Source organism: Streptomyces lienomycini, from assembly GCF_027947595.1.
Lineage (GTDB): Bacteria > Actinomycetota > Actinomycetes > Streptomycetales > Streptomycetaceae > Streptomyces > Streptomyces lienomycini.
Genome location: NZ_CP116257.1, coordinates 4,587,287 through 4,601,987, shown reverse-complemented (window position 1 = coordinate 4,601,987; position 14,701 = coordinate 4,587,287). Strand labels below are relative to the sequence as shown.

The following is a 14,701-nucleotide window of genomic DNA, read 5'->3' as shown; positions in this document are numbered from 1 at the left end:
CCTCGGCCCACGCTCAAGCGCGGCGACCGATGCGGGATGCGACTCGGGTGAGCCGGAACCAGTAGAAGCCGTGGCCCCCGAGGGTCAGCAGGTACGGCAGCTCGCCGATGGCGGGGAACCGGACCCCGCCGAACAGCTCGACCGGATGGCGGCCGGCGAACTCGCGCAGGTCCAGCTCCGTGGGCTGGGCGAACCGGGCGAAGTTGTTCACGCACAGCACCAGGTCGTCCCCTTCTTCCCCATTCGGGGGGGCCTCCCGCAGGAAGGCCAGCACCGCCGGGTTGGAGGAGGGCAGCTCGGTGTAGGTGCCGAGGCCGAAGGCGGGGTTCTGCTTGCGGATCTCGATCATGCGGCGCGTCCAGTGCAGCAGCGAGGACGGCGAGGCCATCGCCGCCTCGACGTTCGTCACCTGGTAGCCGTGGACCGGGTCCATGATCGTGGGCAGGAACAGCCGCCCCGGGTCGGACGAGGAGAAGCCCGCGTTGCGGTCGGGCGTCCACTGCATGGGGGTGCGCACGGCGTCGCGGTCGCCGAGCCAGATGTTGTCGCCCATGCCGATCTCGTCGCCGTAGTAGAGGATCGGCGAGCCGGGCAGGGACAGCAGCAGGGCCGTGAACAGTTCGATCTGGTCGCGGTCGTTGTCCAGGAGCGGGGCCAGGCGCCGGCGGATGCCGATGTTGGCGCGCATCCGCGGGTCCTTGGCGTACTCCGCGTACATGTAGTCGCGCTCTTCGTCGGTGACCATTTCCAGGGTCAGCTCGTCGTGGTTGCGCAGGAAGATGCCCCACTGGCAGCCCGACGGGATGGCCGGCGTCTTGGCGAGGATTTCCGAGACCGGGTAGCGCGACTCCCTTCTGACCGCCATGAAGATCCGCGGCATGACCGGGAAGTGGAAGGCCATGTGGCACTCGTCGCCGCCCGTGGAGTAGTCGCCGAAGTAGTCGACGACGTCCTCCGGCCACTGGTTGGCCTCGGCCAGCAGCACGGTGTCCGGGTACTGCGCGTCGATCTCGCGGCGCACCCGCTTGAGGAACGCGTGCGAGGCGGGCAGGTTCTCGCAGTTGGTGCCCTCCTCGGCGTACAGGTAGGGCACGGCGTCGAGGCGGTAGCCGTCCACGCCCAGGTCCAGCCAGAACTTGAGGGCGGCCAGCATCTCCTCCTGCACGGCCGGGTTCTCGTAGTTGAGGTCCGGCTGGTGGGAGAAGAACCGGTGCCAGTAGTACTGGCCGCGGACCGGGTCGTGGGTCCAGTTCGACGCCTCGGTGTCGACGAAGATGATGCGGGCGTCCGCGTACCGGGTGTCGTCGTCGGCCCAGACGTAGTAGTCGCCGTAGGGGCCGTCCGGGTTCTTGCGGGACTCCTGGAACCACGGGTGCTGGTCGCTGGTGTGGTTCATGACGAAGTCGATGATCACGCGGATGCCGCGCTGGTGCGCCGCGTCGATGAAGGCGACGAAGTCGGCGAGGTCGCCGAACTCGGGCAGGACGGCGGTGTAGTCGGAGACGTCGTAACCGCCGTCGCGCAGCGGCGACTTGAAGAAGGGCGGGAGCCACAGGCAGTCCACGCCCAGCCATTGCAGGTAGTCCAGTTTGGCGGTGAGGCCCTTGAGGTCGCCGACGCCGTCGCCGTTGCTGTCCTGGAAGGAGCGGACGAGGACCTCGTAGAAGACGGCTCGTTTGAACCAGTCCGGATGCCGGTCCCCCGCGGGGGTGTCCTCGAAGGTGTCAGGCACGGGCTCGTTGACGGTCATGAGGCTCCTGACCCTCCGTTCTGCGGCGTGGCGGCGGACGGTCGCCGGACGTGGAAGACATGGGCGGGAGCCCGGCCGGGCTCGAGCCGCACGTAGTTCGTCCGGCCCCAGTGGTAGGTCCGATCCGTGAGTTCGTCGTGGACCGGCACGGACGCGTGCCAGTCCAGGCCGAGCTGCGGCATGTCGAGCGAGATCGTGGCCTCCTGGGTGCGATGCGGATCGAGGTTGGCGACCACCAGCACGACGTCGGACCCGACCCGCTTGCTGTACGCGATCAACGCGTCGTTGTCGGTGTGGTGGAAGCGGAGGTTCCTGAGCCGGTGCAGCGCGGGGTGGGCGTGCCGGATGGTGTTGAGGCGGGTGACGAGGGGGGCGATGGTGGTGCCCTCGCGGTTGGCGGCGGCCCAGTCGCGGGGTGTGAGCTGGTATTTCTCGCTGTCGAGGTATTCCTCGCCGCCTTCGCGCAGGGGGGTGTTCTCGCAGAGTTCGTAGCCGCTGTAGATGCCCCAGGTGGGGGAGAGGGTGGCGGCGAGGACGGCGCGGACCTCGAAGGCGGGGCGGCCTCCGTGCTGGAGGTAGGCGTGCAGGATGTCGGGGGTGTTGGCGAAGAGGTTGGGCCGCATGTAGGAGGCGGCGTCCCCCGTCAGTTCGGTGAGGTACTGGGTCAGTTCCTGTTTGGTGTTGCGCCAGGTGAAGTAGGTGTAGGACTGCTGGAAGCCGATCTGGGCGAGGGTGTGCATCATCGCGGGGCGGGTGAAGGCCTCGGCGAGGAAGACGACGTCGGGGTCGGCGCCGTTGATGTCGGCGATGACGCGTTCCCAGAAGGCGACGGGTTTGGTGTGGGGGTTGTCGACGCGGAAGATCCGTACGCCGTGGTCCATCCAGTGCCGCAGGATCCGTACCGTTTCGGCGTGGAGGCCGTCGGGGTCGGTGTCGAAGGCGAGGGGGTAGATGTCCTGGTACTTCTTGGGCGGGTTCTCGGCGTGGGCGATGGTGCCGTCGGGGCGGTGGTGGAACCAGTCGGGGTGTTTGTGGACCCAGGGGTGGTCGGGGGAGCACTGGAGGGCGAAGTCGAGGGCGACTTCGAGGCCGAGTGCGGTGGCTTCGGTGACGAAGTGGTCGAAGTCGTCGAGGGTGCCCAGGGCGGGGTGGATCGCGTCGTGGCCGCCTTCGGGGGAGCCGATGGCCCAGGGGACGCCGACGTCGTCGGGGGTGGCGGAGAGGGTGTTGTTGCGGCCCTTGCGGTGGGTGGTGCCGATGGGGTGGACCGGGGGGAGGTAGACGACGTCGAAGCCCATGGCGGCGATGGCGGGCAGGCGTCGGGCGGCGGTGCGGAAGGTGCCGTGGGGCCGGTCGGGGGTGCCCTCGGAGCGGGGGAAGAACTCGTACCAGGCGCCGTAGAGGGCGCGTTCGCGTTCCACGAGCAGGGGCAGTGGGTCGGAGGAGGTGACCAGGTCCCGCAGGGGGTGCCGGGCCAGGACCGCGTCCACCTCCGGCGTCGACGCCGCCGCCAACCGGGTGGCCACGGGCAGCGAGTCGTCGTGCAGGGCCCGCGCCGCCGCCAGCACCACCGCGCGACCCGAGTCCGCCGGCACGCCCGCGGCGGCCCGCCGGTACAGCTCGGCCCCCTCCTCGAGCACGAGGCCGGTGTCGATGCCCGCCGGGACCTTGATCCGCGCGGCGTGCCGCCAGGTGGCGACGGGGTCGCTCCACGCCTCCACCCGGTACGTCCACTCGCCCGGCGCGTCCGGGGTGACCTCGGCGCCCCAGCGGTCACTGCCCGGGGCCAGCTCCCGCATCGGCGTCCAGGGCCCCGGCCGGCCCTCGGGATCCTTCAGCACGACGTTGGCGGCCACCGCGTCGTGTCCCTCCCGGAACACGGACGCGGTGACCTCGAACGTCTCGCCCGTCACCGCCTTCGCCGGCCGCCTGCCGTACTCCACCACCGGGTGGACGTCCCGGATCGGGATACGTCCGATCCCCACGGTCGCGCTCATCCGCATCTCACCTCCGCCGTGCTACGGGGCCGGGCGCCGGCCCGGCCGATTGGGTCAGGCCGCGCCCGAGGGAGCCCCGTGGCCCGACGGGGCGAGCCGCTGCTCCGCCGGGTCCTGCGCATGCCCGTGGGTGACCAGATCCGTCCGCAGATATCTTTCGGCGGCGTCCGCGGCCTCGCGGGCGCACCGCTTCCCCATCAGCACGCAGAGGGTGTAGCCGGAGTCCTCGAAGGTGGTCCGGACCCGCACGTTCGCGGGGGACACGAGCATCGAGCGTTCCCAGGCGCGGTAATGCCGCAGCTGCCGGGCGACTTCGCTTTTCGCGGGAAGCAGCATGGCCGGTCACCTTCCGGACGGTCCGGTGGTACGGACGATCGAGTTCTTGACACATGGTGCACGGGTGGTGACGTTCCGTCTTGTTGGATCTTCAACCGCTTTCCGTGGCCATTCCCCGCCCGGATCCCGGCCCTGTGCGGCTCGTGTTGCACGAATGGACTACTGCTCCCACTCTGGAGTGACTCAGAAGCGATCAGCGCTCACGCTTCGTGATCGGGGAGCCCGTCCCCCAAGGGACGAGGAGGAGCGGGAGCCTTCGCGGTGAGGAGCCACGACGATGAAGACCGCAGTGCCCTGCTACTACCACCTCGACGTGGAAGTGAGCCCGGAACGGGTCGGACAGGTCAGGCGCATCCTGGCCGCTCACCTCCGGTTCTGGAACCTGGAGAACCTCGTCGAACCCGTCTGCTCGGGCGCCGAGATGCTGCTGCGAGCGATCGACGAGCACGCGAGCGACAAGAACACGTCGATCGAGATGTGGTGGAACCGCCAGCACCTCATCACGGCCGTAGGGGGCAACGACCAGGCGCTCCGTCCCGACCAGGACCTGCGCACCTGTCTGCAGCACCTCGCCGCGAACAGCGACGGCTGGGGATGCTGCGCCGCCGACACCGGGGCGAAGGTCATCTGGTTCTCGCGCCGCGCCCGGTCCGGCGAACGCGTCCCGCTGGTGGCGACGCCGCCCGAGCCGATCACCCAGGAGGGGCTGGAAGTGCCACGAGAGATCATGCCGGTGGCCCGCGTGGCCGGCTGGGCACGTACCCGCGAAGGCGTTCTGGAGGAGGCCCGGTGACCCGCGCCAGGCCGAACTGGAAGGGGTCGCCCGTGTGGAGCGGGCACCCCTATCCGCTGGGAGCCGCGTACGACGGACAGGGCACCAACTTCGCCCTGTTCAGCGAGGTCGCCGAACGCGTCGACCTCGTCCTCGTCGACGACGACGGCAACCACAGCAGCATCCCGCTGCCCGACGTCGACGGCTTCGTCTGGCACTGCTACCTGCCCGGCGTCGGCCCGGGGCAGCGCTACGGCTACCGGGTCCACGGCCCGTGGGCCCCGGCCGTCGGCCACCGCTGCAACCCGGCGAAGCTGCTCCTCGACCCGTACACCCGGGCCGTGGACGGGCTGGTGGACAACCACGCCTCCCTCTTCGAGCGGGCCAAGGGCAGGGCCGACCCGGGCGACAGCGCCGGGCACACCATGCTCGGCGTGGTCACCGACCCCTTCTTCGACTGGGGCGACGACCGCCCGCCGCGCCGCCCGTACTCCGAGAGCGTCATCTACGAGGCCCACGTCCGCGGACTCAGCCGCACCCACCCCGACGTGCCCGAGGAACTGCGCGGCACCTACGCGGGCCTCGCGCACCCGGCGGTCGTGGAGCACCTCACCTCCCTGGGCGCGACCGCCGTGGAGCTGATGCCCGTGCACCAGTTCGTGCACGACGGGGTGCTCCAGGACAGGGGCCTGTCCAACTACTGGGGCTACAACACCATCGGCTTCTTCGCGCCCCACAACGGCTACGCCGCCCTCGGTACCCGCGGCCAGCAGGTCAGCGAGTTCAAGTCGATGGTCAAGACCCTGCACGAGGCCGGCCTCGAAGTGATCCTCGACGTGGTCTACAACCACACCGCCGAGGGCAACGAGAGGGGCCCCACCCTCTCCTTCCGCGGCATCGACAACGCCTCGTACTACCGCCTCGTTGACGGAGACTGGCAGCACTACTACGACACCACCGGCACCGGCAACAGCCTGCTGATGCGCCACCCCTACGTGCTCCAGCTCATCATGGACTCGCTGCGGTACTGGGTGACCGAGATGCACGTCGACGGCTTCCGCTTCGACCTCGCCGCCACCCTCGCCCGGCAGTTCCACGAGGTGGACCGGCTCTCCGCGTTCTTCGACCTCATCCAGCAGGACCCCGTGATCAGCCGCGTCAAGCTGATCGCCGAGCCCTGGGACGTGGGCGAGGGCGGCTACCAGGTGGGCAACTTCCCGCAGCTGTGGTCGGAGTGGAACGGCAAGTACCGCGACGCCGTACGGGACTTCTGGCGCGCGGAGGACAACACCCTCGGTGAGTTCGCCTCCCGGCTGACCGGCTCCTCCGACCTCTACCAGCACAGCCGGCGCCGCCCCCGCGCCAGCGTCAACTTCGTCACCGCGCACGACGGGTTCACGCTGCGCGACCTGGTCTCGTACAACGACAAGCACAACGAGGCCAACGGCGAGGACAACCAGGACGGCGAGAGCCACAACCGGTCCTGGAACTGCGGTGCGGAGGGAGGCACGAAGGACCCGGCCGTCCGGGAACTGCGCGGACGCCAGCAGCGCAACTTCCTGGCCACCCTCCTGCTCTCGCAGGGCATCCCGATGCTCTGCCACGGCGACGAACTGGGCCGCACCCAGCGCGGCAACAACAACGCCTACTGCCAGGACAACGAGATCTCCTGGATCGACTGGCGGCTGAACGAGGAGCAGCGCGCGCTGCTGGACTTCGCCCGGCGTCTCATCGCCCTGCGCGCCGACCACCCCGTGCTGCGCCGGCGCCGCTACTTCCGCGGCGAGACGGTCACCCGCGCGGAGCAACCGCTGCCCGACCTGGTGTGGCTGCGGCCGGACGCCCGGGAGATGACCGACGACGACTGGCAGCGCCCCGACGCCCACACCGTCGGCGTCTTCCTCAACGGCGACGCCATCGCCGAGCCCGATCCCCGCGGCCGGCGCGTGGTCGACGACTCCTTCCTGCTGCTGCTCAACAGCCACTGGGAGCCGGCCGACTTCCGGCTGCCCGGCGCCGGCTACGGCGAACGCTGGACGACCCTGGTCGACACCGCCGACCCGGAGGGCGTCCCCGACGAGGCCGAACACAAGGCGGGCACCCGGCTGACCGTCGAGCAGCGCAGCCTGGTGCTGCTCTCCCGGCCGTCCCGCACCGGCCGGTGAGCCGGTGAGGTCAGCTGCCGAGGCGGCGCGCGGTCACCGTGAACTGCGCGCCGTCGGCGTCCCGGAGGACCGCCTCGTTGGCGCCGAGGGACAGGACGCTGCCGCCGTGCCGCTCCGCGGCGCGCGCGCAGGCCACGACGTCCTCGACGGCGAAGTGGATCTGCCAGTGCGGCCGCACGGCCGGGTCGGGCGCGGCGCCGAGGGCTCCCGACTCGATACGGGCCACCACCTCGCCCTCCTGGCGCAGGACCACCTCGTCGCCCTCGTACCGGACCTCGCAGCAGCCCTTCCCCGACGCCCAGTCGAAGATCTCGCCGTAGAAGATGGCGGCGTCGAAGGCGTCACGGGTGTGCAGCCGGATGAAGGCGGGACGCTTGGTGCGCCAGGTCTCCCAGTCCGAGAACAGCTCGCCCTCCCAGATCCCGAACGTCGCACCGTCCCGGTCGGCGAGCAGGGCCGCCCGGCCCGGAGGCAGGGAGATCGGCCCCACCGCGGCGGTGCCACCGCGCTCCTGCGCCCGCGACACCGCCTCGTCCGCGCTGCGCACGGCGAAGTACGCCGTCCACGCCACCGCCATCTGCCACATCGCGGCGACGGCGGCGATCCCGGCGACCGGCACCCCGTCGGCCAGGGCGATGCGGAACGGCTCGCCCAGTTTGGCGGGCCGCCACTGCCAGCCCAGCACGGCGGAGTAGAACTCCTCGGTGGCCTTCAGATCACGGCTGGTGAGACTCACCCAGCAGGGCGCCCCGTACACCGATTGCGTGGACAGGGGGCTCTCCTCGCGGGCAGGGGAGGGCATGTCGTGGTTCATGGCAGTCGTGTCCTGATCTCGTCCACCGGCAGCCACCGGCTCCACACCAGTGTCCGGCCGGGAGTGCGGCGGGCGCCTGCCGAGTACCCCGGCGGCGGCGCCGAAACGGGGAGGCGGGAGCCCCGGACGGCCCGGTGGCGCGGCACGGCGCCCCTGGCCAGGATGGAGACCCGGAGGTGACCATGCCCCCCACGGACTTCACGGACCCGGACAGGGTCCCGGCCTCGTGCGCTGACCCGGACTCGGACTCGGACCAGATCTTCCGGCTGCAGGAGGAGGTCCGGCAGCTCAAGGAGGCGGTCGTCTCGCACGCCGTCGTCGACCAGGCGATCGGTGTGGTCGTCGCCCTCGGCGGGGTGACGCCGGACGAGGGGTGGATCGTCCTCAAGGAGGTTTCCCAGCATACGAACATCAAACTCCGCAGCGTGGCGGAAACGATGCTCATCTGGGGGCGCACGGGAGTGATGCCACCGGAGATCCGCACCGCCCTGGAGGACCGCCTGGGGCGGCCCGCGACCGCCGGGCCCGCGCTCGGCGGGCCCGCGCTCAGCGGGCCTCCGCCAGGATCTCCTCGCGTATCCGGTCGAAACAGCCGGTGAGCAGCCGGGAGACGTGCATCTGGGAGATGCCGAGCTGCCGGGCGATGCCGCTCTGTGTCATCCCTCCGAAGAAGCGCAGGTAGAGGATGGTGCGCTCGCGTTCGGGCAGCGCCTCCAGGCAGGGCCGGACCGCCACCCGGTCCACGACCGCGTCGAAGGCGGGGTCGGGGCCGCCCAGCGCGTCGCCGAGCGCGTATCCGTCGGTGCCGGGCATCTCCGCCTCCAGCGACAGCGCGGAGAAGCACTCCAGGGCCTCCATGCCGGTACGCACCTCGTCCTCGGTCAGCTGCGCGTGCTCGGCGATCTCCGCGACGGTCGGCGCGCGCCCGGGGGTGACCTGCGCCAGCTCCTTCGCGGATCGGCGGACCCGGTTGCGCAGGTCCTGGATCCGGCGCGGCACGTGCAGGGTCCACATGTGGTCGCGGAAGTGCCGTTTGATCTCGCCGGTCACGGTCGGTACGGCGTACGCCTCGAAGGCGTGGCCGCGCTCCGGGTCGTAGTGGTCGACGGCCTTGACCAGGCCGAGGGCCGCCACCTGATACAGATCCTCCAGGTTCTCGCCGCGGCCCCGGAAGCGGACGGCGATCCGCTCCGCCATGGGCAGCCAGACCCGGATCAGATCGTCCCGCAGCGCTTTGCGCTCGGGTCCCTCGGGCAGCCCGGCGAGCCGGTCGAACGCCGCGGCCGTGTCGGGGGCGTCGTCGTGCGGGTGGGGTTTGGTTCTGCCGGCGACACGCATCACGCGCACCTCCCTCAGCAGGGGTGCTGGCAAGTCCTCGTACATATGGATACTGAGCGCGAATGGCCCGAACGGCCACTCGAACGGGTGCGGACCGGTGAACGGCGCCGTCCTGTCGCCGGACGTGATGTGCGGCACGCTCCCTGTGATCGCTCCCGCGGGGGCCGGCGGATCGTCCCTGCGCAGCGCTTGATCACCGATCAAATGGGGCGAAGCCCCTGGCCACAGCGCATTCCGCGCATTTGACAGCCCACTCGGCGCACGGATAGGAAGCAGCGTCGAGAGGTCGAGAGGGGCACCGTGTACGAGCCGAACGTGGTCGGGGACTGGCAGGAGTACGACGAGCACGCCGGCCTGCGGGTCCGTGTGCACCGCCTTGAGCCGGCCGAGCCACCGCGCGGGCGCGACGACGCGGCCGAGGGCCTGACGTACTTCCGTGTCCGGGTGACCGTCGAGAACCGGGGCGGGCGGCACCTCGGCATCCACCTGGAGGACGGCCAGGCCGACGTGCGGATCGGCCCCGACGGGGAGAGCGCCTTCCTCGACTGGCGCAACTCCCAGTTCATCGAGGGCTTCGACGTCTACCCGCTGCGCCGCGCCACCGCCGTGCTCTACGCGGCCGGCCCGGAGGCGAGCCTTCGCCAGGTGGACGTCCAGGTGCAGCTGCGGGTGGACGAGGAGTGGGCCGACCGCCGGCTGTGGAGCGGCGCCCTCGGACTGGTCGACGGGGCCGCCGGCACCCCCTGCGGCACGGTGCGCGACGAGGGCCTCGCCCACCAGGTCAGCGCGTTCCTGCGAGGCCAGTCGGAGGAGGGCTCCGCCTGACCCCGGGGCCGCGGCGCCTCAGTGCGCGATGCCGTCGATGATCTCCCGGGCGCCCTGCCGCAGCAGGGCCACGGCGACCGAGGTGCCCAGCGTCGCCGGGTCGAGACGGCCGGCCCACTCGTGGGCGTTCAGCCGGATCTTGCCGTCCGGGGTGAAGACGCAGCCCCGCAGCGAGAGTTCCCCGCTCCGGTCCACGTGCGCGTGCCCCGCGATCGGGCTGTTGCAGTGCCCCTGCAGGACGTGCAGGAACATGCGTTCCGCCGTCGCCTCCCGGTGCGTCGTCGGGTCGCCGAGAGCGCCCACCGCCTCGATGAGCGCGCTGTCGCCCTCGCGGCACTGCAGGGCGAGGATGCCCGCGCCGATCGGCGGCATCATCGTCTCGGGGGAGAGGACCTCGCTGATCACGTCCTCGCGGCCGATGCGCTCCAGGCCGGACACCGCGAGCAGCAGCGCGTCCGCCTCACCCGCGGCGAGCTTCGCCAGGCGCCGGTTGGCGTTGCCGCGGAACGGCACGCACCGCAGGTGCGGATGGGTGGCGGCCAGCTGGGCGACCCGGCGCACCGACGACGTGCCGACGCGCGTCCCGGCGGGCAGCTCGTCCAGGGTCAGGCCGCCCGGGTGGACGAGCGCGTCCCGGACGTCGTCCCGCTTCAGGAACGCGGCGAAGACCGTACCGGCGGGCAGCGGCCGGTCGGCGGGCACGTCCTTGACGCAGTGCACCGCGAGATCGGCCTCGCCCGACAGCAGCGCGGCGTCGACCTCCTTGGTGAACGCGCCCTTGCCCTCCACCTGCGACAGATCGCCGAGCCACTTGTCGCCGGTGGTCCTCACCGGCACCACCTCGGTGCGCACGCCGGGGTGGAGGGACGCCAACTCGGCCCGGACACGCTCGACCTGGGCCAGGGCCATGGGGGAGTCGCGGGAGACGACGCGGATCAGTTCGGGGGCGGACATGCGGACACGATAGTGGGTGTCGCGCCGTCCGTGGCGCACCGCCAGCCCGTCCGGCCCGCAGCCGTCCCGCTCCGCCTCAGGCATGCGGGTCGAAGGCGATGCCGGAGGGCTTGGCCGCGGCCAGGTGGGAGGCGAAGCTGCCGTCCCCGAGGCCGAAGTCCGCACTGCCGAAGTCGTAGGCGCTCAGCTTGTCGCGCAGGCCCGCCGGGTAGCCGTTCCAGCCCACCAGGGCCGGGTACTGCCAGGTGCCCCTGTGGTTCTCGGGCGGTTCGTCGTTCGAGGTCGCCAGGCGGAAGCAGTGGGTGCTGATGCCGTCCTTGTGGTAGACGACCTTCGGATGGGTGCCGTCGAAGCGGACGGCCGACCGCTCGTGCACGCTGAACGAGCCGTGCTGGGACGTCGAGACGTACCGTACGTCGCCGTCGCGCACCCACACCACGACGTGCTCCCAGTCGTGCCGGTGCCCGCCGAGGCTGCTGCCGGGCAGCGCCTGGTCCTTCTCGAAGTAGAGGCCGTACATGTAGGCGCACCAGTCGCCGTCGCACGTGGCGCGCGCGTAGCCGTTGGTGTGGTCCAGGTCGGAGGCGTCGCGGCAGTCGCCGTTGAGGGCGCCGGTCGGTTTCAGCCCGCCGTTGACCGTTCCGTCGGCGCCGATGGCCGGTGTGGGATAGCAGCCGTCGGTGTCGTAGTCGTAGGCGGGCTGGTACGTGCGCTCCAGGTTGTCCGCGTCGCCGGGCAGTCCGGGCGGCGGAGCGGCGAAGGCGGTCGCGGGAAGGGCGACGACGAGGGCGAGGGCACCGAGCGGTGCGGTGAGCCATCTCCTGCGGGGCGTTGCGGCGGTACGCGACAGCATCGCGTTCTCCTCGGGGTGACGCAGCCCAACGGCTGTGGGGGGAAGGGGAGTTCAGGGTCCCGCCTTTTCACTCCCGCGCCAAGGGCGCACCGCCGCCCCGGTGGTGAGGGGCAGGCCGGCGACCGGCCCCGCGTCACACCGGGTCGTCCGGAACGTCCGCGGCCGAGTCCTCGGGCGCCAGGTCCGGGCGGAGCCTGAGCCAGGACGGCTGGCGCAGCATGCCCTCCCGCGTGCGGGTGCTGTAGCGGACCTCGCCGACCAGCCGGGGGAGGACCCAGCGGGCCCCCGGCACCGGCGGTACCGGGTCGAAGGGGCAGACGTCCGTGGCGGCGGCCCCCAGCAGCGCGGCCAGCTCGGTGCGCTCGCCCTCGCTCCAGCCGGTGCCGACCCCGCCGACGTAGCGCAGCCGGCCCGCGGCGCGCTGGCCGACCAGAACGGCGCCGGGGAGGCCGCCGAGCCGTCCCCTGCCGGGCAGCCAGCCGCCGACCACGACGTCCTCGCTGCGCATGTTGCGGATCTTGATCCAGGCGCGGGAGCGGACCCCGGGCTCGTACACCGAGTCGAGCCGCTTGCACACCAGCCCCTCCAGGCCGTGCTCGCGGGTGGCCCGCAGGGCCTGTTCGCCGTGCCCGACCAGCGCGGCCGGGGTCGACCACGACGGCCCGTTCAGGCCGAGGCCGGTGAGCCGCTCGCGGCGGCCGGTGTAGGGCAGGCGCAGCAGGGAGCGGCCCGCCAGGTGCAGGGCGTCGAACAGCACCAGGTGGACGGGAACCCGCGCCGCCCGGTGCGCGGCGCGGGCCGGGGCGTGCGCGAGGCCCATGCGGGACTGCAGCAACTGGAAGTCGGCGCGGCCCTGTTCGTCCAGGGCCAGCACCTCGCCGTCCAGTACGGCGGGGGTGTCGCCGAGCGCGGTGGCGAGCGGCGCCAGCTCGGGGTAGGCGGCGGTGATGTCCTGGCCGGAACGGGCGCGCAGCAGGACGCTTCCGTCGCCGGGCAGATAGACCACCACGCGCTGGCCGTCCTGCTTGGTCTCGTAGGCCCAGCGCGCGTCCCGTCCGGACGACGGCAGGGCGCCGGGGGTGGCGAGCATCGGAGGGATCAGCGGCAGCTCCACGGGTCAGTTCTCGACGGGCCCGGGTGCCCTCACGCGCGTCTCCCGCCAGGTTCGCCTGAACGGCGCCGGTCCCGGGGGAGGGGGACCGGCGCCGTGGGGTCAGCGCGCGGAGGCGGGCTCCGCCGCGACGCCGTCGGCGGGCGCCGGGCCCGCCACCGAGCCGGCGGGACGGTGCCGGGGGATGAAGGACGCGATGGCGAAGGCCAGCAGGGCCGCGCCGGCGCCGATGGCCATGACCACCTTGAACGCGTCCTCGGACGGCAGGGCGAAGCCGCCCAGGTCGATGGTCATCTGGGCCAGGATCACTCCGGCGATGGCACTGGCGACCGACGTGCCCAGGGACCGCATGAGGGTGTTGAGGCTGTTCGCGGCGGCCGTCTCACTCGCCGGCACCGCGCCCATGATCAGCGACGGCATGGCGCCGTAGGCGAAGCCGATGCCCGCGCTGATGACGCAGGAGACCAGGACCAGGTGCCAGACCTCGGACATCAGGACGATGTTCAGGCCGTAGCCGGCCGCGACGATCAGGGCGCCGATCATCAGCGTCACCTTCGGGCCCCGGGACTTGGAGACCTTCGCGGAGACCGGGGCGAACGCCATCATCACCAGACCGGACGGCGCCATCACCAGGCCCGTGGTCAGCAGGGAGCGGCCGAGCCCGTAACCGGTGGCCTCGGGCAGCTGCAGCAGCTGCGGAAGCACCAGGGACATCGCGAACATCGAGAAGCCGATGGCGATGGACGCCAGGTTGGTGAACAGCACCTGGCGGCGGGCGGTGGTGCGCAGGTCCACCAGCGGCTCGGGCGTGTGCAGCTCCCACCAGCCCCAGACCAGCAGGATCACCACGGCGGCCGCGAACAGCCCGAGGGTGGTGCCCGCGGTCCAGCCCCAGTCACCGCCCTTGGAGATCGCCAGCAGCAGGCACGCGAGGCCGGCGGCCATGCCGATGCCGCCGAGCAGGTCGAAGCGGCCGCCGGTGCGCACCGCCGACTCGGGCACCAGCGAGAGCACCAGCACCAGGGAGACGACGCCGAGCGCGCCGGAGAGCCAGAACAGCATGTGCCAGTCGAGCTTGTCCGCGATCAGCGCGGCGGCGGGCAGACCGAGCGCGCCGCCGACGCCGAGGGAGGCGCTCATCACCGCGGTGGCGCCGGCCAGCCGCTCGGCCGGCAGCTCGTCGCGCATGATGCTGATGCCGAGCGGGATCACCGCGGCGGACAGGCCCTGCAGGGCGCGGCCGGCGACCATCGGGACCAGCGCGTCGCTCAGTGCGCAGACCGCGGAACCGGCGATCAGCAGCACCAGACTGAACAGCAGCATCCGCCGCTTGCCGAACATGTCGCCCAGCCGGCCGACGACCGGAGTGGCCACCGCGGAGGCCAGCAGCGTGGCGGTCACCGCCCAGGCCGCGTCCGAGGCCGACGCGTCCAGGAGCTTCGGCAGCTCCGGGATGATCGGGATGACCAGGGTCTGCATCAGCGCGACGACGATCCCGGCGAGGGCCAGTACCGCCACCACGGCGTTCGGCCGTGGTGCGGCGGTTGAAGCGGGCATGGAAGAGCCTTTCGGGCGATGAGGGGCGAGAACCGGAGTGCGAACCTTTAAGTCAGTCGCTTGAAGTATTCTACGGGGTGTGGAGAGGGCACGCCCGCCGGGGCCGCGAGGCGGCCCGCGGCCGCGGCCCCGTAGGCTTCCGTGACAGCGCGCCGTACGACGGCGGACCTGCGACGACTCGAGGGACTGGTCGCCGCGGGCCGTAAGGAAAGAGTCCCGGCGCGGTGGT

At 71.8% G+C, this 14,701-nt stretch carries 13 protein-coding genes; 4 read left to right on the top strand and 9 right to left on the bottom strand.

Translation table 11 applies throughout. From position 1 onward, the window contains the following. Positions 1-13: 13 nt before the first annotated feature. From treS to BJ961_RS20825, 3 genes are read right to left on the bottom strand one after another with little or no spacing between them, the layout of a single operon-like run. Positions 14-1,750, bottom strand: a complete 1,737-nt coding sequence (gene treS, locus BJ961_RS20835) for a maltose alpha-D-glucosyltransferase (RefSeq protein WP_271414305.1) — start codon at positions 1,748-1,750, stop codon at positions 14-16. Beyond that, positions 1,747-3,753 carry an alpha-1,4-glucan--maltose-1-phosphate maltosyltransferase gene (locus tag BJ961_RS20830; RefSeq protein WP_271414304.1) on the bottom strand — a complete coding sequence of 669 codons (2,007 nt, stop codon included), beginning with the start codon at positions 3,751-3,753 and terminating at the stop codon, positions 1,747-1,749. Before BJ961_RS20830 ends, treS begins: the two co-directional genes overlap by 4 nt. Before the next feature lie 48 nt (positions 3,754-3,801). Beyond that, positions 3,802-4,083, bottom strand: a complete 282-nt coding sequence (locus tag BJ961_RS20825) for a DUF5133 domain-containing protein (protein WP_271414303.1) — start codon at positions 4,081-4,083, stop codon at positions 3,802-3,804. 277 nt (positions 4,084-4,360) lie between these two features. Between BJ961_RS20825 and BJ961_RS20820 the strand changes: the two genes are divergently transcribed. Both BJ961_RS20820 and glgX read left to right on the top strand, forming a co-directional pair. Continuing rightward, the gene (locus tag BJ961_RS20820; protein WP_271414302.1) at positions 4,361-4,876 is read left to right on the top strand and encodes a pep a2; all 516 of its coding nucleotides are present in this window, start codon (positions 4,361-4,363) and stop codon (positions 4,874-4,876) included. Then, positions 4,873-7,020: a glycogen debranching protein GlgX gene (glgX, locus tag BJ961_RS20815; RefSeq protein ID WP_271414301.1), complete on the top strand. Its 2,148-nt coding sequence runs from the start codon at positions 4,873-4,875 to the stop codon at positions 7,018-7,020. The genes BJ961_RS20820 and glgX overlap by 4 nt, the downstream gene beginning before the upstream one ends. A gap of 10 nt (positions 7,021-7,030) precedes the next feature. Here glgX and BJ961_RS20810 read toward each other — a convergent pair whose 3' ends face one another. After that, on the bottom strand, positions 7,031-7,834 hold the full coding sequence (locus BJ961_RS20810; RefSeq protein WP_271414300.1) for a VOC family protein: 804 nt from the start codon (positions 7,832-7,834) through the stop codon (positions 7,031-7,033). A gap of 182 nt (positions 7,835-8,016) precedes the next feature. Here BJ961_RS20810 and BJ961_RS20805 point away from each other — a divergent pair, with 182 nt between their 5' ends. Further along, entirely contained in the window at positions 8,017-8,433 is a 417-nt protein-coding gene (locus BJ961_RS20805) for an ANTAR domain-containing protein (protein WP_271417118.1), read from the top strand. On the opposite strand, the gene BJ961_RS20800 is transcribed toward BJ961_RS20805, so the two are convergent. After that, complete coding sequence (locus BJ961_RS20800) at positions 8,381-9,172, bottom strand: SigB/SigF/SigG family RNA polymerase sigma factor (RefSeq protein ID WP_271417117.1); 792 nt, start codon at positions 9,170-9,172, stop codon at positions 8,381-8,383. The genes BJ961_RS20805 and BJ961_RS20800 overlap by 53 nt on opposite strands. Before the next feature lie 300 nt (positions 9,173-9,472). On the opposite strand from BJ961_RS20800, the gene BJ961_RS20795 reads away from it, so the two are divergent. Further along, the gene (locus tag BJ961_RS20795) at positions 9,473-9,997 is read left to right on the top strand and encodes a hypothetical protein (RefSeq protein WP_271414299.1); all 525 of its coding nucleotides are present in this window, start codon (positions 9,473-9,475) and stop codon (positions 9,995-9,997) included. Positions 9,998-10,015: 18 nt separating this feature from the next. Here the strand turns inward: BJ961_RS20795 and hemC are convergent, their stop codons facing one another. The 4 genes from hemC to BJ961_RS20775 all read right to left on the bottom strand — a co-directional run bounded on the left by hemC (position 10,016) and on the right by BJ961_RS20775 (position 14,472). Continuing rightward, on the bottom strand, positions 10,016-10,951 hold the full coding sequence (gene hemC / locus BJ961_RS20790) for a hydroxymethylbilane synthase (protein ID WP_271414298.1): 936 nt from the start codon (positions 10,949-10,951) through the stop codon (positions 10,016-10,018). Positions 10,952-11,027: 76 nt separating this feature from the next. After that, complete coding sequence (locus BJ961_RS20785; RefSeq protein ID WP_271414297.1) at positions 11,028-11,804, bottom strand: NPP1 family protein; 777 nt, start codon at positions 11,802-11,804, stop codon at positions 11,028-11,030. A 133-nt stretch (positions 11,805-11,937) separates the two neighbouring features. Beyond that, positions 11,938-12,918: an ATP-dependent DNA ligase gene (locus BJ961_RS20780; protein ID WP_271414296.1), complete on the bottom strand. Its 981-nt coding sequence runs from the start codon at positions 12,916-12,918 to the stop codon at positions 11,938-11,940. 99 nt (positions 12,919-13,017) lie between these two features. Further along, positions 13,018-14,472, bottom strand: coding sequence for an MFS transporter (locus BJ961_RS20775; protein WP_271414295.1), 1,455 nt, complete (start codon positions 14,470-14,472; stop codon positions 13,018-13,020). Between the last annotated feature and the right edge of the window lie 229 nt (positions 14,473-14,701).